This is a genomic window from Microbulbifer sp. CnH-101-G, assembly GCF_052466775.1.
The window spans coordinates 4,457,712-4,475,000 of sequence record NZ_CP174292.1 but is presented as its reverse complement, the minus strand read 5'-3'; the positions used below and the strand labels follow the sequence as shown (position 1 = coordinate 4,475,000).

The following is a 17,289-nucleotide window of genomic DNA, read 5'->3' as shown; positions in this document are numbered from 1 at the left end:
ATATGGGTCAATTACCCAGTGAACCCAGGCGGCTTTTTTGCTATAAAGTCACTTCAATGCCTGTTTTTTAAACACCCTTTATTTCAAGCGCAGATAACAACGACAGCCGGCGCCGCCCGTTAATACCATGCAGAATCATCGCAAACCGACATCCCGTGTCCGAATAGGCGCCTTGCCCAAGCATTTTCCTCGAGTGCACGCCCTAACGGCCAGTGCCGCTGCCTGTGTACTGGTTTTGGCAATTTTTATCCCAACGCCAGAAGTCGAAGCCAAGCGCATGCCTCTTCCCGTCAATCTGTCTCCAACTACTGAGAAGACAGAAACTGCTGCTGAACAAAAGCAGGTCGAGAAAGTCTCTCCCAACCAGGAAATTGCATTAGCTGCAGCGGCTACAGAGGCATTAAAGTCACTCAGCCTGACCGTGCGTAATGGCGATACCCTGTCTGACCTGTTTAAGCGCGCCAAAGTCAGTGCAGGTGAAATGTACCAGTTGCTTGGCAGTGGCAAGGAAGCAAAAAAACTGGCGAGACTTAATCCCGGTGAAGAGCTGACATTTACGGTCAATGCCGATGGCAAGCTACAGAGTTTAGCGCTACAGAAGGACAGGCTCAGCCAAGTCAGATTTACTCGTGATATTGAGAGTAAATTTCAGCACGATCTGGTTCAAAGAGAGCCCGACAGCCACCCCGCCTATCGCCAGGGACAAATTGATAGCTCTTTGTTTGTTGCAGGCAGCAATGCCGGACTGAGCGATAGCCTAATTATGGAAATGGCTGATGTCTTTAGCTCCGATATCGACTTTGCCCTGGATATTCGCAAGGGCGATAGTTTTAGCGTGATGTTCGAGGAAAAATTCCTCGACGGGGAAAAGATTGGTAACGGTCCTATTCTCGCGGTCAGTTTTACCAACCAGGGCCAGACTTACAGTGCAGTTCGCTACGTCGACAGCAGCGGCGATGCCAATTACTTCACCCCTGAAGGCAAGAGCATGCGCAAGGCGTTTATTCGTACGCCTCTGGATATAGTGCGCATCAGCTCCCACTTCAATCCACGCCGTTTACATCCGGTTTTCAAATCGCGTCGCCCGCACAACGGCACCGATTATGCGGCCCCTCGTGGTACCCCGGTTTACTCCACCGGCGACGGCCGGGTGATTGCCTCTGGTTACAGCAAACCTAACGGCAACTATGTGTTTATTCAGCACGGTGAACGTTACGTTACCCGCTACCTACATTTAACCAAGCGCAAAGTGAAGAGAGGCCAGCGAGTAAAGCAGCGCCAAGTTATCGGCACTGTCGGCTCCACTGGCTATGCCACTGGCCCTCACTTGCACTATGAATTCCTGGTGGATGGCAGGCATCGCAATCCGGCCACGATCGTGCGCAAACTGCCCAAAGCCAAGTCTGTGCCCTCAGCCGAAATGATGCGCTTTAAGAATCAAACGCAGCCTCTGCTGGCCAAGCTGGAAAATTACCAGGGCCCGGCTCTGGCAAAACTCGACGACGACAATTAATAAGCACTTTATTTTATGCCCGATCTTTTTATCGGTCTGATGTCCGGTACCAGCGTCGATGCCATCGACGCGGTACTGGTCGACTTTGGCGGTGAAGATAAAATCAAGCCGCGTATCCTGGCAGCTCTCAGCCACCCCATCCACCCATCACTGCGCAGCGCAATTCTCGCTCTATGCTCTCCCGGCCCATCGGAATTGGATCGCGCCGGACAGCTGGATCGACAGCTTGGCCAGGCATTTGCCGAGGCAACGAATACCTTGTTGGCGCGTGCGGGTGTAGAGCCGCATGATGTCACTGCAGTTGGCAGCCACGGGCAAACTGTCAGGCACCGACCGCCTGGCACTGTAAGCTCCCCTTTCACCCTACAGCTTGGCGACCCCAATACGATTGCCGCAATGACCGGCATTAGCACGGTCGCCGATTTTCGTCGACGCGATATGGCATTGGGCGGACAGGGGGCGCCGCTAATGCCCGCATTCCATCGCGCCGCCTTCAAAACTGAGGGCAATCGTGCCGTTGTCAATATTGGTGGCATGGCCAATATTACTGAGCTGAAAGCCGATAGCAGCATTTGCGGTTACGACACTGGCCCCGGCAATGCTCTAATGGATTACTGGGTAAGCCTTCATAAAAAGCAACCTTTCGACCGAGAAGGTAGCTGGGCAGCCAGTGGCCGGGCTAACCCCGAGCTGTTGAATCGCTTGATGTCAGATCCCTACTTTACCGCCGAACCGCCGAAAAGCACTGGCCGCGAAACCTTTAACGCCAACTGGCTGGAACAAGCCCTGGCTGGATTGGAACTAGCCCCCGCAGATGTGCAGGCAACCCTGTCAGAAGTCACTGCGGCGAGTGTTGCCGAAGCCGTGCATTCTTTCGCGGATGGTGGGGAGTTACTGGTATGCGGTGGGGGCGCAAAGAATAAGGATTTACTATCCAGGCTACAGAGGCGGTTGCCTACTTGGTCAATTGCCGATACGGGAACTTATGGCATTGATGCCGACTGGCTTGAAGCAGTGGGGTTCGCATGGCTGGCTCGGCAGACACTACTCGGCCTACCCGGAAATTGCCCCGGGGTAACCGGGGCAAAAAAAGAAGCCATTCTCGGGGCTATCTATCCCCCATAAAGCGGCTAGTAGCTGATAGGCGGCTCAGATCGAAAAGGAAGAGCCGCAACCACAGGTGGAAGAAGCGTTGGGGTTTTGCACCACGAAGCGAGAACCGGCCAGCCCCTCTTCATAGTCCACATTGGCACCCACCAAATAGGGGTAGCTCATGGCATCGACCAGTACCTGAATGCCGTCTTTCTCGATAATCGCATCGTCCTCGGCTACCAGCTCATCGAAGGTAAACCCGTACTGGAATCCAGAACAGCCGCCACCGGTAACAAAGACCCTAAGCTTTAAATCCGGATTGCCCTCCTCTTCCAACAGGCTCTTGACCTTAGCTACCGCTTTATCGGTAACCACCAGTGGTGCAGGAGAAAAGGATACAGCTTCTGACATAAGTCTCTCTCAACTCATCGGGACGTTCGCAACTCGTATAAAAGCTATACAGAGCGCAGCCTCGGGGGCGTCATCTTGCTTAAACCCAGCAAATCAGTCAAGTATTTGGCACAACAGGCCCCGGTATTAAAGGAAGCCGGGGCTGTTGTGGGAGGTCAATTTAAGAAGCTTCAATCACTGTTTCATCTTCGGAATAGCCAATCATCGGAGTTTCACCGGCGGAGCTGAGGTCCGCATTGGAAACCAGTGCGCCATTGACCTGGGCACCCTTCATCATCTCAATCAGCTTATAGTGCACATTACCCTCTACCATAGCCTTAGAGGCCAGCTCCAGATGGCGTGCTGCAAATACATCCCCACACACATTGCCGTTGATGACCACCTGGGGTACACGGATTTCACCTTCGATCACGCCACCGTCAACAATCTGCAAACGTGCATCGCTGTCACTATGAGCCGAGACATTGCCCTTTACCTTGCCTTCAATGACCAGGTTTCCACGAAAGTGTATATCGCCGGTGACTTCCGTCTGGCGCGCGATCAGAGTCGTATGATTACTACCGGTACTGGCCATAGTTACGTTTTTCTCTTTTTTTCTTAACATAATCCCTAAAACCTCATGCCTCTGGCATCAATGCTAGCTTTTCTGTACCAACCAGCCGTAACGCTGCTCAATATTGAACCCGCTGCGTCCACTGGATTTGAGCGAGAGCTCCACGCCTTCGGGTATAAACCCTTCCGGCAAGCGCAGCTCCCCCTCTATGTTCTGAAAATATTTAAAACGCAGCGGGATAGACTCTTTATCCACCTGCTCCGATAAATCCATTAAGGCGTAGCGCTTTGGCTCGCCGTCCTGGCGGCCCACAACGGTAAAGGTGGCCGTCCCCTTAATGACATTTCGGCGCGCCGCCGACTGTTGAACCTGTAGCTTGTACTGGTAACTGCGTGCATCAGCGGTCTGGGAGAGAATAAAGCGGCCGATCGAGACCCCCTCCCCACCCTCTGCCGGCGCCATAACTCCTCGATAGAAAGAGATTTCCTGTTTCAGCTCGGCAATCTGGCTTTCTTTTTGCACCAGCTCAGTGCGCACGGCCTCGCTGGCCTGTTCACCGATTACCAAGGACTGCTCGGCGGTAGCAGCACGCATGCGCAGGGCTTCATTTTCACTATTGAGCGCCTCGAGTTGCTCCAGCACCCGGGTATATTCCAGGGTCTTCTCATCGAGGTTTTTACGCAGGTGATACTGGCTGGCGAAATAGGAACCGGCAGAGGTGACCAATACCAACAGGGCGACGCCACCCGCGGCAATCACGCCGGAGAAGGGGCGGTGGGGCACCACTTTCATACGGTACTGCTTACTGCCTTTCACTTTGAGCTCCATATAATTCGCTGGGGCTGAACCGAGAATACCGGTTATCGTAATTATTTGATTTTAAGGCAGCAGCGCGGGGCTCTCCAAGCCCAACGTCTCAGTTAGGCCAAACATAATGTTCATATTCTGGACCGCCTGGGCCGAGGCACCCTTGGCCAGGTTGTCGATCACCGACATGACTACCAGGGTATCCCGATCCTGGGGTTGCATCACGGACACCCTGCACATATTTGTGCCACGGACGCTGCGGGTTTGCGGGTGGCTTCCGGGCGGAAGTACATCAACGAAGGGCTCATCTTTGTAGCGCTGCTCAAACAACCCCTGTAATTCACTGGCTGAAAGACCCTCTGTGGAGAGTGTCTTGGCAAACAGAGTAGCGTGGATGCCCCGAATCATTGGCAATAGGTGCGGCACAAATGTTACCTGCGCCGGGCTGGCAGCGAGCGGCTGTACCTTGCGCAAGCCCTGCTCAATCTCCGGTAAATGGCGGTGACCGGCAGCAGAATAAGCGCGGAAGTTATCACTGTTTTCCGCCAGGATCAGGTCTGTCTTGGCCTGGCGCCCGGCACCACTGGCACCGCTGGCCGCACTCGCAATTAGTTCTGACGGCTCTACCACACCCGCCTCCAGTAGAGGAATCCAGCCCAACTGGATTGCAGTGGGGTAACACCCGGGGCAGGCCACCAGCTGCGCACCTGCGATATCGGCGCGGTTGACTTCAGGCAAACCGTAAACCGCCGCTTGGGCCAGTGCTGGAGCTGCGTGCTCCTGGCCATACCAAGTCTCCCAGGTGGAGATATCCTTGAGACGAAAATCAGCGGAAAGATCAACTACCCGCACACCGCGCTCAATAAGTGCCGGCACTTGGGCTTGAGCAACTCCGTGAGGCGTAGCAAAGAAGACAAGATCACAGCCGGCTAACTGCTCGATTTCCGGCTCACAAAAAGCCAGGTCGTAGTGTCCACGCAGACTGGGAAATAACTCCGCTACAGGTGTGCCCTTCAGGGAACGCGAGGTGATTGCGACCACTTTTACCTGTGGATGTGTCGCCAAAATTCGCAGCAGCTCCACTCCCGTGTAGCCGGTGGCTCCGACAATTGCTACCTTAATCACCTTGCTAGACTCTCCCAATAAATCCGCCAATTGAGACGATAATCATAAAATCAGCCAAACACTCTACCACAAGCCCCAGACCTTGAAGGATGTGCGGTGTCACAGCGCCCCAGGATTTCACTGAAAAGCACCCTGAGCCGTTACTTACCCAAGACAAACGCTCTGGAGCAAATTCGCCTGCAACTCTCGGCCCGGGAAGCCCTGGCGCCACTGGTTGGCATGGCTTTGATTACCGGGGTACTCGCCGGTGGTGTCACCGTGCTGTTTCGCTTTGCCATGGAGTGGCCAACCACCTTTTTTCTGTCCGTACCCCAAAATTACGAGTCCCTACCGCCACTCTGGCGGTTTGCCCTACCGGTAATAGGATCCCTGTTAATTGGCATTATCTACCTGGTACTCAGCCCCAAACGCTACGATGTTGGTGTGGTTCATGTACTCGACCGCCTCTACAACCACCAGGGCTATATGCCGGTACAAAATGCACTGCTGCAGTTTTTCGCCGGGTCCATCGCCCTGATTAGTGGCCATTCGGTGGGTCGTGAGGGACCGGCGGTACATCTTGGCGCGGCCAGCGGCAGTTGGCTGGCGCGCGCACTGCGCCTGCCCAATAACTCAGCGCGCAGCCTGCTCGGTTGTGGCGTGGCCGCCGCTATTGCAGCCTCATTCAACACTCCGTTAGCTGGTGTGATATTCGCTATGGAAGTGGTGATGCTCGAGTATTCCGTGGCTGGCTTTTTACCAGTCATTCTGGCGGCGGTAACCGGTAGTGCGATTACCCAGCTGACTTTTGGCCGTGAACCAGACTTTAATGTACCGGCAATCCATCTCAACTCTCTGGCGGAACTGCCTATTTTATTTTTATGCGCGCTGGTTATCGGCGTTCTGGCAGCGCTTTTCATTCTGGCCCACCGCAAACTCACCAAGCAAACCCATCGCTCACCGCTGTTGCGCTTTCTGATAGTGGGGCTGGTAACCGGCACTATCGGAATCTGGGTACCGGAAATTCTCGGTGGGGGCTACGACACACTGCAAATGGCGATGCTGGGAGAGCTGGGCATAAACACTCTAATAGTGATTGTTGCAGCCAAGTTGATTGCTACCGCTCTGGGGTCTGGGCTGGGCATCCCTGGGGGGGTTATTGGCCCCAGCCTTATCCTCGGTGCCTGCATCGGCGGTATTGCCGGTGGCCTCGCCAATATGTGGTTGGGAGAACATACGGCGAGTCCAGGCTTTTACGCCATGGTGGGTATGGCTGCAATGATGGCGGCCATGCTCAACGCTCCCCTTGCCGCCTTGCTCGCCATTCTCGAATTGACCTACAACCCCAATGTGCTTTTTCCCGGAATGATGATGATCGTGGTGGCCACCTTGATCAGCCGACAACTTTTTTCCACCCAGGGAATTTACCTCGAAACACTGCGCGCGCTGAATAAAGCTGGCACCCCAACTTGGCGCCAGCAAATGCTCAGCGGTGTAGGTGTGGCCAGCCAAATGGACCGAAGCTTTATTGTCGCTCAGCAGGAAATCACTCTGGAGCAAGCACAGGGCTATATCTCACAACACCCCCAGTGGATACTGATCGATTTGCCCAATGAAAAACCTCCTGAACTCCTGCGTGCTGCCGATCTGGCCACGTTTCTACAGGGCAGCAAAGAGGGGGAGGGTGAAGAACCTCTTGTGGAGCAGGAACAAAAAGACGAGGGCACAACGGCAAAGATTGATTTGCTAAAAATCCCCGGTGAGCGTAAACAGATGGCGGAATTAAATTGGCGTGCAACCATGCTGGAAGCTCAGCAAGAACTTAAAAATACCGGGGCCGACGCCTTGTATATTAGTCGCCACCAGAGCGGCTCCCTGGACAACCGCATTGCGGGCATTATTCTGCCGCTACAGATCGATAATTTTTACCGGAAATAATCAGTTTTCGTTTTTATTTTTTGAGGGGATTTTCCATGTTGTGGATCAAGGCTTTTCATATTATTGCCATGGTGTGTTGGTTTGCCGCGCTCTTTTATTTACCGCGTCTTTTTGTTTACCACGTGGATGCCACCGACGCCCTCAGCCGCGACCGCTTCTGCATCATGGAACGACGCCTTTACAGGGGGATCGCCATCCCAGCCATGCTTGCCACTATTGGCCTGGGTATCTGGCTTTACAGTTTGAATCCCAGCTACTACACCTCGGCCGGCTGGATGCATGCGAAACTCACCTTTGTTGTACTCCTGCTGGCCTATCATCATATGTGTGGCGCCTACGTTCGTAAGTTTGCCCAGGGCACCAATACCCGCAGTGGACGTTATTTCCGTATTTTTAATGAGGTTCCGACCGTGGCCCTGTTCGCCATCGTCATTCTGGCCGTGGTGAAGCCCTTTTAATTTGGCGCGAAATCATTCTTTGCCTGGGTCATATAGGAACTAAAATTAGGCGCACAGCAATTGGCAGTCATGTAGATCTTCTATGGATACACCGCAGCCCATTATTTTGACCGTCACCCACCACGATCCCAGTGGCAGCGCCGGCATAGGCGCAGATACGGAAACGGCCGTCAGTTTGGGCTGCCACGCAGCCTCCGTCGTTTCCGCCATCAGCGTCTGTAACACCGGCGAACTGATCGGGGTAGCGCCAGTGGATGACAGCCTTTTGATTGAGCAGGCCCGAACGGTCCTAGAGGATATGCCCATAGCGGCTATCAAGGTTGGCTATCTCGGTTCGGTGGAAAATGTGCGGGCACTGCACAGTGTGCTGCGCGATTACCCCGACATTCCGGTCATTATCGACCCGGACGCCACCCTGGCCGATAAAGAGAGTGTATTGGCCCCACCCCTTTGGGAGGCCATGAGTTCCCTGTTGCTGCCCTACGCCACCATGGTATGTCCCAACCGGCGTGAGGCGCGTGCAATGGCGGTGGAGGCCGATACCCATGACGCCATGGCCCAGGAATTGCTGGAAAGCGGTTGCCGCTACCTGCTACTCACCGGGGTGCCGCATGACCAACAGCTGCAGAACCGCCTCTACGATGAGCGCGGTTTGATCCGTGAATTCCACTGGGAGCGGTTGCCGCCCGCGGCCTATGGGGTCTGCGGCACACTCGCCACCGCCATCGCCTGCCATATCGCCCACGGCCTGACCATCACCGAGACAGTAAGCCGCAGTCAGCAATACGCCTGGAGCGCCATCCGCGATAGTCGTCGGCTGGGGATGGGGCGGCCAATTCCCAACCGCTTGTTCTGGTGTGAGCGCTAGGGTACTCGCTGTCTCAGTGCAATTCGCGATCCGCACCGACAGCAACGTCGGTGCGACTTACCAGCCAACCCTCCCTGCTGCGCCCTGACTTGCCCCGCATTGTCCTCAAGGCCCCACACCCTGATAATGGCCGCTGACTCTTGGCCTTTTTCGCAATTTCTGAATGAATTCTATGAGTAAATCTGAGCAGCTCTTTGCTGAAGCCCAGCAATTTATCCCCGGCGGCGTTAACTCCCCGGTTCGCGCTTTCCGTGCCGTTGGCGGCACGCCCCTGTTTATCCGCCGCGCCGAAGGCGCTTATCTATTCGATGCGGACGAGAAACGTTATATCGACTATGTGCAATCCTGGGGCCCGATGGTACTCGGTCACGCACATCCGGAAGTGATTGAAGCGGTCGTGGAACAGGCCCAATCAGGCCTGAGCTTCGGCGCCCCCACTGAGCTGGAAACCGAGCTGGCCGAGGAACTCTGCCGTCTGTGGCCCAACATGGATCTGGTGCGCTTCGTCAACTCCGGCACCGAAGCCACCATGAGCGCCATCCGCCTGGCTCGCGGCTTTACCGGACGCGATAAGATTGTGAAGTTTGAAGGCTGCTACCACGGTCATTCGGACTCACTGCTGGTCAAAGCCGGCTCCGGCGCCCTGACCATGGGGGTTCCCTCCTCTCCCGGCGTTCCCGCAGCCCTGGCGGACCACACCATCACCCTGAGCTACAACGATGCTGAAGGCGTGCGTGCCTGCTTCAATGAGATTGGCGACCAGATCGCCTGTATCATCGTGGAGCCCGTCGCCGGCAATATGAACTGTATCCCACCAGTGCCCGGCTTCCTGGAAACACTGCGCGAAGTCTGCGACCAACACGGCGCCTTACTTATTCTCGACGAAGTCATGACAGGCTTCCGCGTCAGCCTCACTGGCGCCCAAGGACACTATGGCATCGAAGCGGATCTGACCACTCTCGGCAAGGTGATTGGCGGCGGGATGCCAGTGGGTGCCTTCGGTGGCAAGCGCGAAATTATGGAGCAGATCGCTCCTCTGGGGCCCGTTTATCAGGCGGGTACTTTGTCCGGCAACCCGGTGGCCATGGTTGCGGGCCTGGAAACCCTGCGCCTGGTGGAAGAAGCCGGTTTCTACGAGCCTCTAGTGGCCAGAACAGACCGCCTGGTGGAAGGCATCCTCGCCGCAGGCAAGAAAGCGGGAATTCCCATTACCGCCAACAAGGCTGGCAGCATGTTTGGCTTCTTCTTTACCGAGGAAACTCATGTCACCAACTACCAACAGGTAATGGCCTGCAATAACGAGCGTTTTAATCGATTCTTCCACGGCATGCTTGAAGAAGGTGTCTATCTGGCACCCGCCTCCTACGAAGCCGGGTTCATGTCCGCCGCCCATAGTGACGAGGATATCGAAGAGACTATCGCTGCCGCAGAGCGCGTTTTCGCCCGACTCGACTGATTTCCTCTCCCTGGTACCCACTACAAGGTGGGTACCTACTCTCCCCCTGCATCAAAATCGTTCACCCATCACTTGAGTTAACGCTTTGCCGCAGAAGCGTTGTTCTTTTCATATGGCAGGGTAAAAATGTATACATAAATTAAAAGGTATACATTTTGAGAAGCATATTATCCGATACCAGCCTATCCACGATCAGCGCCGGTTTCATCGCCGTGCTGGTCGCCGTGGCCAGCTCCGCGGCTATTGTGTTTGAAGCAGCCCGTGCAGCCGGCGCCGATGAGGCGATGATTGCCTCCTGGATCGGTGCCTTGGGCCTGGGGATGGGGCTCTCCTGTATCGTCTTCTCCTGGTATTACCGGGCACCGATTATTACGGCATGGTCGACTCCCGGCGCCGCATTACTGGCGACCAGCCTCAGCGGTATTCCAATTGCCGAGGCCATCGGCGCATTTTTTTTCAGCGCTCTGCTGACCCTTATAGTGGGGGTTTCCGGAGCCTTCGAACGGGTGGCCAGACTGGTACCCGGCCCGATTGCCGGCGCCATGCTGGCGGGCATACTGCTGCAGTTCGGTCTAGGTACCTTCACCTCGCTGCAATCCCAACCCGTTTTGGTGGGCGCTATGGTAATAGCCTATCTTGTGGGGCGGCGCTGGGTACCCCGCTACGCCATTATTCTGGTACTCGTCTGTGGGCTGGTGGTCTGCTGGAAGTTGCAACTGTTCGCACCTGACCAGATTCACTGGCAAGCGCCAAAGCCAATTTGGGTTACACCGGAATTCAGACTCTCAACCCTCATTAGTGTCGGCATCCCGTTATTTATCGTCACTATGACCTCTCAATATCTCCCTGGGGCGACGACCCTCGCCGCCAGTGGCTATCAGCGGGTGCCAGTTTCTCCTCTTATCAGTGGCACCGGATTAACCAACCTGCTGCTCACCCCCTTCGGCGGCTTTACTCTAACCCTGGCGTCGATTACCGGCGCAATATGTAGCGGGCCCGAAGCGCACCCCAACCCGGACAAGCGCTACACGGCCGGGATTGCCGCAGGTTTTTTCTATCTACTGGTAGGCTTGTCTGGCGCCACGGTAGTAGCATTATTCAGTAATTTCCCCAAGGCGCTGATCGCAGCATTGGCTGGCCTGGCTTTACTCGGGACACTCGGTAACTGCCTGGCGGGTGCTACCGCAGATACAGAAAGCCGGGAAGCGGCGGTGATCACCTTTCTTATCAGCGCTTCAGGCATCAGTTATTTGGGGATAGGTGCCGCTTTCTGGGGGCTGGTCGGCGGGCTGGGCTGTTATTGGTTTTTCAGGCGGAATAATAAATAAGGGCCCAATGAACCTTTACGAAAAAATCAAAGCGGATTTGCAGCGCGGGCGTTTCCCCGCCGGTCAAGCACTGAAGCAGGCGGAAGTGGCCGAACTCTATGAAGTCAGCCGTATCCCCGTGAGAGACGCCTTGCAGCGCCTCAAAAATGAGGGTTGGCTGGAGCCCCACGGCAAACGTGGTGTCGCCGTACCCCAGTTCGATCCGTTGGAGGTGGAGGATCTCTACCTGATGCGTATGCGCCTGGAGCCCTTGTTACAAACCCTCGCGCAAAAAAACCTCACCAATGAAACACTCGGTCGGGCACGGGATATTCTCGACACCATGGAGGAGAACCCCAACCTCTCAGCCGAGCAGATTGGCTGTCTTAACTGGCAGTTTCACGCCACTATCTACCTCGCCGCAAGGCGTCCCACCCTTTTCGCCACAGTGGAGCAACTGCACAGGCAGTGTGAGCGCTATATCGGTTACCAATCCCGCAGCCTGCACTACCAGAGCACCAGCCAGAAAGAGCATTATGCGATTCTTGAGGCGCTACAACACAAGCGAGAAGAAGAAGCGGCAACCCTGCTAGCCGCACATATCGAGACCGCCGGCAAGAAACTGGTGGCCTTTTTTCACTCCGCTCAAAACAGCTCCTAAAACGAGTTGAGGGAAATCACCGGCGACGGCAATTTGATATGATGGCCGCCAATTGCGGTCGCGGGGTTGCTGCGACCCTATCGATAGCCGGAGTAATTCCCCATGAGTCAAAATCTCGGCCGCGGAGCCTACCCCAACACACGCTTGCGCCGCCTGCGCGCACAGGATTTTTCCCGCCGACTGGTGAGGGAAAACCTGCTCAGCTGTGACGACCTGATACTGCCATTGTTTGTCATTGAAGGCCGTAGCGAAACCCAAAAAGTAGCCTCTATGCCCGGTGTTGAGCGCCTCAGCGTGGACTTGCTAGCCAAAAAAGCGAAGTCCCTGCAACAGCTGGGTATTCCCGCTGTTGCGCTGTTCCCCGTGGTGGATCCCTCGGCGAAATCCGACTGCGCCAGCGCTGCCCACGACGCCAATGGCCTGGCCCAGCGCGCCGTGCGGGAATTGAAGAATGCGGTGCCGGAATTAGGGGTGATTACCGATGTGGCCCTGGACCCGTTCACCAGCCACGGCCAGGATGGTTTGATGGATCACAGCGGCTATATCGTCAACGATGAGACTGTGGAAGTACTGGTACAGCAGGCCCTTTCCCACGCCGCTGCGGGTGCCGATATGGTGGCGCCTTCCGACATGATGGACGGCCGTATCGGCGCTATTCGCGCGGCACTTGAGGGCGCCGGGCACAGCAATACCCTGATCATGTCCTATGCGGCCAAGTACGCCTCCGCCTACTACGGTCCTTTCCGCGATGCCGTGGGCTCCGCGGGTAACCTCAAGGGTGGCAATAAGGCCAGCTATCAGATGGACCCCGCCAACTCCGATGAAGCCCTACACGAGTGTGCTCTGGATCTTCAAGAAGGGGCCGATATGGTGATGGTGAAGCCCGGTATGCCCTATTTGGATATCGTGCGTCGGGTGAAAGAGGAGCTGAGGGTACCCACTTTTGCCTACCAGGTGAGCGGTGAGTACGCCATGCACTGCGCCGCGTTCGAAAACGGCTGGCTACAGCGCGAGGCGGTGATTCTGGAATCCCTGTTGGCGTTCAAGCGCGCCGGCGCCGATGGAATCCTCACCTATTTTGCCGAGGAAGCCGCACAGCTGCTGCAGGGCTGAAACCTTGTAATTATTGCGCGGCTTACGCCGCGCTACTTATTCAAGGCCACTGGTCTTCCAGCGCCGGTCCCACCGGCTGGGCCTCTTCAACGGGAACACCTCGATATTCCACCTCAGCAGACTGACTGCGGGGCAATTCGAGAGGCTCTAAAGAGGAGTCCTCGCCAAACTCCTCCGCATCATCACCGCGCAACTGTTCCCGCAGTTGATTACGGCGCTCACTCTCATGTTGTTGCCGCTCTATGTCATTGCCCCAGCCAGGGGTCATCTGCTCCCGCGGTGCCGCCTCTGAACGCTCATTGCCAAACAGATTGCGGAACCAACGCCAGCGGTCCTGCCCCCGACACTCTGGCGCCGGTTGCAAGTGGGTTTCATAGGAGAAAGGTATCTCGTAGCCACCTCGGCAATAATCCGGGTCCATAAACTGTCCGCGAGCATTCACCTCTTTGAACTCGATCCCCCGTGGAGCCTCCACAGGACCGTGCTGATGGGGCAGCTTGCGCATGATTTCGGTCCAGATCGGCAGGGCCCCGGTGGAACCGGTCAAACGGGTACGCTCGTTATCATCGCGCCCGAGCCATACCACCGCGGTAACCTCTGGGGAAAATCCGGCAAACCAGCTGTCGCGGTTATTGTTGGTGGTACCGGTCTTACCGGCAAAGGGCACGCTGCTGGGCAATCGCTTGGCAGACCTGCGTCCGGTACCCTCGCGCATTGCCTGCTCGAGGCCCCAGCGCAACAGGTAAGCAGGCACTGGGTCGACGCCGCGATTCGTGCGCGGGCGGAAATGCTGAACCCGACCACCCTGAGCATCGGATACCGCCAGCAGGGTGCGGGGTTGCACCGTCTCGCCATTATTGGCGATGGTCTGGTACATACCCGCCACCTCTAATGGTGTCATTTCCACCGCACCCAACAACATTGCCGGGACATGAGGCAGGATGGTATCCACACCCAGGCGCCGGATAGTCTGGCGTACATTCTGCAGTCCCAAATCGAGACCCAGGTGAGCGGTAGCCAGGTTATAAGACTTGGCCAGCGCTACATAGAGAGGCACTTGACCGTGGGCGAGCTTATCGAAGTTTTGCGGCATCCATACATCGCCATCGGCCTCCTCGATACGCACTGGTGCATCGTCGATTAGGGTGGCCAAATTGTATTCTTCAGGGCGCTCCAGAGCGGTTAGGAAGACCGCCGGCTTAATCAGAGAGCCCACCTGGCGGCGTGCCTCCAAAGCCCGGTTGAAACCGGGATAATCCGGGTCGCGATCTCCCACCATGGCGAGTACATTGCCCGTGCGGTTATCCAATAGCACCGTGGCAGCCTGGAGAGTATTCGCCTTAATCTTGCGGTCTTTCTCCAGCTTCTGCACGCCTCCACTCACGGACTCTTCCGCGAGTTTCTGCACCGAGGGTGCCAGGGTTGTATAGACCCGCAACCCGGTAGTGCGAAGCTCCTCGTAGGAATAATAGGGGCGCAATTCGGAGAGCAGCCGCTCGGTGAAGGCCGGATAGGGGTTCTGAGCGGTCACACCACCTTTCACCACACCCAGTGGTTTGGCGGAGTAGTGTTCGAATTCAGCCTGGGTAATCAGACCCTGCTCGCGCATCAAATCCAGCACCGTGTTGCGACGCTTCAGTGCGCGCTGTGGATGGCGCCAGGGGTTGTAATAGGAGGCACCCTTCGCTAACCCCACTAGCAGGGCGACCTGGTGGGGCTCCAGCGTATCCAGCGGCTGCTGGAAATAGAATTCCGATGCCAGGCCAAAGCCGTAGATACCCCGGGCGCCCTGCTGACCCAGCCACACTTCGTTGATGTACTCCTGCAGGATGTAGGCCTTGTCGTAGTGAATCTCCATCAAAACGGCCATCAAGGCCTCATTGATTTTGCGCTGCAGGCTTGGTTTATGGTCGAAAAAGATGTTCTTAACCAGCTGCTGGGTGATGGTTGAGCCCCCCTGCACCAGGCGTCCCGCCTTGATATTGGCCACCATCGCACGGGCGATACCCCGCGGGGAGATTCCGAAGTGATTGAGGAAGTCCTGGTCTTCCACCGCGATCAGGGTGTTTGCTACCAGTGGTGGGATATCCGTAAAGCGAACCGGGTTGCGATCATCTCCGCCGCCCAGCAGAGAACCGATATTGGCGGCGTCCAAGCGAAATTCGGAGATGCGCTGCCCATCTTCATCGCGCAGGTTATCAATTTCATCGTTGCGCAAGCGGAAGGTGGCCATAGCCGCCGGCTCACGGCCATCGGCGTGGATAAAGTCCCGGCGCCAGACCTGATAGCTCATACCCTCCTGTGTCCAGGAACCGGGCTCGGTCAGAGTCTTTTGCTTGCGGTAATTGAGGGCGGCAAACTCACTCTCCAACTCATCCGGGTGCATCGCCATGCCTTCGCGCAATACCAGGGGGCGCGCAAAAACCCGTGCCGGCAGCTGATACTGGCGGCTGTCGAGACGCTGGCGCAGCTGTACGTCGAGGTAAGCCATATACCCGGCCAGGGCGAGCGCCCCCACCAGGGCCAGCAAAAACAGGAATTTGAGCCAGCGGTAGCGTCTTTTCGGTTTTGACGCTTTACTGCGCCGGCGTTTCGTCGATGCCATATAAGAGTTATCCAGCTGCCATCTCGGTACATCTTTCGATAGCAGAGAATGCCCTGAGCCTCGCCGCTATCTCAGGCAGGACACCAGCAGGTGGCAGCTCCGCTGGTATCTTGCCGCAGGCACCTGAACTGGCGCCGTGGGGGAACATCCGTGAACCGCCAAAATCCCGGGCTGTGCGTCCCGGAGGTCATATTACAGGTACATTAAACACCTGTTCGTGGATTGACCGCAGTTGCCTCCCATAAGTTCATATTGAGGCATATGACGCCTTTATAAACGCTGGCCGCTTTAAGTCAAACCCACCACCTTGCACTTGCTGCAATCACGGCCATAATGCGGCGGAAATCTATACAAATCGCCCGAAAAGGATGGACATGCAGCAATATGATCTCTACGGCATCGGCGCCGCCCTGTTGGACACGGAAATCGAGGTATCCGACAAGGATCTCAAAGCTCTCGGTGTTGAAAAGGGCATTATGACCCTGGTGGACGATGCCCGGCAGAAACAGCTGGTAGACGACCTTCGGGACCATATGGTTACCGCCAAGCGCGCCTGCGGCGGCTCCGGAGCCAATACTGTGATCGCCGCCAGCTATTTTGGCCTGCGCACTTTCTATTCCTGCAAGGTTGCCGCCGACGATAACGGGGATTTTTACCGCAATAACCTCAGCGCCGCTGGTGTCGACTACCCAACCACTCTGCAGCAGGCAGATGGCGGCACTACTGGAAAGTGCCTGGTACTGATTACCCCTGATGCCGAGCGCAGCATGAATACCTACCTGGGGATCAGTGAGCAGCTCTCGGTAGCCGAGCTGGACGACGAAGCACTAAAGTCCTCCCAGTGGGCCTATATCGAGGGTTACCTGGTTTCTTCCGAGACTGGGCGTCGAGCCGCAATCGCCCTGCGTGAACAGGCACAGCAAGCCGGTGTGAAAACTGCCCTGAGCCTGTCCGACCCGGCCATGGTGCAATTCTTTGGCGAAGGCCTGCGGGAAATGATTGGCGGCGGCGTGGATATGCTGTTCTGTAACCGCGACGAGGCCCTGGGCTTTACCGGCACCGACTCACTGGATGCCGCGGCGGAAGCTCTGAGCGATTACTGCCGCAGTTTTGCCATTACTCTGGGCGCCGATGGCGCGCTGCTGTGGGATGGCGCCAAGCAATACAAAGTAGCCAGTCCAGAGGTACGCGCAATAGACACCAACGGTGCCGGTGATATGTTTGCGGGCGCGTTTTTGTATGCGATCAACCGGGAAATGGGCTTTGTTGAAGCCGGTGAACTGGCTTGCCGCGCTGCAGCTCAAGTCGTCAGCCAATACGGCCCACGTCTGCAGGCGGAGCAACACTCAGAGTTGTTGGCGGCGGTTATCTAAAGCCACCAACAGAAACAAAGAGCGGCCTTT

General features: G+C 56.3%; 15 protein-coding genes. 10 read left to right on the top strand and 5 right to left on the bottom strand.

Going from position 1 to position 17,289, the window contains the following annotated elements; all coding sequences use genetic code 11:
- The first annotated feature begins 127 nt into the window (after positions 1-127).
- Positions 128-1,513, top strand: coding sequence for a peptidoglycan DD-metalloendopeptidase family protein (locus ACJJID_RS19780; RefSeq protein WP_444920937.1), 1,386 nt, complete (start codon positions 128-130; stop codon positions 1,511-1,513).
- Between the two features lie 15 nt (positions 1,514-1,528).
- A complete protein-coding gene (locus tag ACJJID_RS19775; RefSeq protein WP_444920936.1) occupies positions 1,529-2,638 on the top strand; it encodes an anhydro-N-acetylmuramic acid kinase in 1,110 nt (369 codons plus the stop codon).
- Between the two features lie 24 nt (positions 2,639-2,662).
- On the opposite strand, the gene erpA is transcribed toward ACJJID_RS19775, so the two are convergent.
- The 4 genes from erpA to argC form a co-directional block, all read right to left on the bottom strand.
- The gene (gene erpA / locus ACJJID_RS19770) at positions 2,663-3,016 is read right to left on the bottom strand and encodes an iron-sulfur cluster insertion protein ErpA (RefSeq protein ID WP_152451090.1); all 354 of its coding nucleotides are present in this window, start codon (positions 3,014-3,016) and stop codon (positions 2,663-2,665) included.
- A 160-nt stretch (positions 3,017-3,176) separates the two neighbouring features.
- Complete coding sequence (locus ACJJID_RS19765; RefSeq protein ID WP_444920935.1) at positions 3,177-3,620, bottom strand: bactofilin family protein; 444 nt, start codon at positions 3,618-3,620, stop codon at positions 3,177-3,179.
- A 33-nt stretch (positions 3,621-3,653) separates the two neighbouring features.
- The gene (locus ACJJID_RS19760; RefSeq protein WP_444920934.1) at positions 3,654-4,385 is read right to left on the bottom strand and encodes a DUF6776 family protein; all 732 of its coding nucleotides are present in this window, start codon (positions 4,383-4,385) and stop codon (positions 3,654-3,656) included.
- 63 nt (positions 4,386-4,448) lie between these two features.
- A complete protein-coding gene (argC, locus tag ACJJID_RS19755; RefSeq protein ID WP_444920933.1) occupies positions 4,449-5,501 on the bottom strand; it encodes an N-acetyl-gamma-glutamyl-phosphate reductase in 1,053 nt (350 codons plus the stop codon).
- Between the two features lie 96 nt (positions 5,502-5,597).
- On the opposite strand from argC, the gene ACJJID_RS19750 reads away from it, so the two are divergent.
- From ACJJID_RS19750 to hemB, 7 genes are all read left to right on the top strand, one after another.
- The gene (locus ACJJID_RS19750) at positions 5,598-7,418 is read left to right on the top strand and encodes a chloride channel protein (RefSeq protein WP_444920932.1); all 1,821 of its coding nucleotides are present in this window, start codon (positions 5,598-5,600) and stop codon (positions 7,416-7,418) included.
- A 35-nt stretch (positions 7,419-7,453) separates the two neighbouring features.
- A complete protein-coding gene (gene hemJ, locus ACJJID_RS19745; protein WP_444920931.1) occupies positions 7,454-7,876 on the top strand; it encodes a protoporphyrinogen oxidase HemJ in 423 nt (140 codons plus the stop codon).
- 82 nt (positions 7,877-7,958) lie between these two features.
- Positions 7,959-8,744: a bifunctional hydroxymethylpyrimidine kinase/phosphomethylpyrimidine kinase gene (gene thiD, locus ACJJID_RS19740; RefSeq protein WP_444920930.1), complete on the top strand. Its 786-nt coding sequence runs from the start codon at positions 7,959-7,961 to the stop codon at positions 8,742-8,744.
- A gap of 172 nt (positions 8,745-8,916) precedes the next feature.
- Positions 8,917-10,200, top strand: coding sequence for a glutamate-1-semialdehyde 2,1-aminomutase (hemL, locus tag ACJJID_RS19735; protein WP_152451080.1), 1,284 nt, complete (start codon positions 8,917-8,919; stop codon positions 10,198-10,200).
- Between the two features lie 155 nt (positions 10,201-10,355).
- On the top strand, positions 10,356-11,528 hold the full coding sequence (locus ACJJID_RS19730; protein WP_444920929.1) for a benzoate/H(+) symporter BenE family transporter: 1,173 nt from the start codon (positions 10,356-10,358) through the stop codon (positions 11,526-11,528).
- A gap of 7 nt (positions 11,529-11,535) precedes the next feature.
- A complete protein-coding gene (locus ACJJID_RS19725; RefSeq protein ID WP_444920928.1) occupies positions 11,536-12,168 on the top strand; it encodes a GntR family transcriptional regulator in 633 nt (210 codons plus the stop codon).
- 102 nt (positions 12,169-12,270) lie between these two features.
- Positions 12,271-13,281, top strand: a complete 1,011-nt coding sequence (hemB, locus tag ACJJID_RS19720) for a porphobilinogen synthase (RefSeq protein ID WP_444920927.1) — start codon at positions 12,271-12,273, stop codon at positions 13,279-13,281.
- Positions 13,282-13,321: 40 nt separating this feature from the next.
- Here hemB and mrcB read toward each other — a convergent pair whose 3' ends face one another.
- Positions 13,322-15,886 carry a penicillin-binding protein 1B gene (gene mrcB / locus ACJJID_RS19715; protein WP_444920926.1) on the bottom strand — a complete coding sequence of 855 codons (2,565 nt, stop codon included), beginning with the start codon at positions 15,884-15,886 and terminating at the stop codon, positions 13,322-13,324.
- 374 nt (positions 15,887-16,260) lie between these two features.
- Here mrcB and ACJJID_RS19710 point away from each other — a divergent pair, with 374 nt between their 5' ends.
- Entirely contained in the window at positions 16,261-17,259 is a 999-nt protein-coding gene (locus ACJJID_RS19710) for an adenosine kinase (protein ID WP_444920925.1), read from the top strand.
- Positions 17,260-17,289 lie beyond the last annotated feature (30 nt).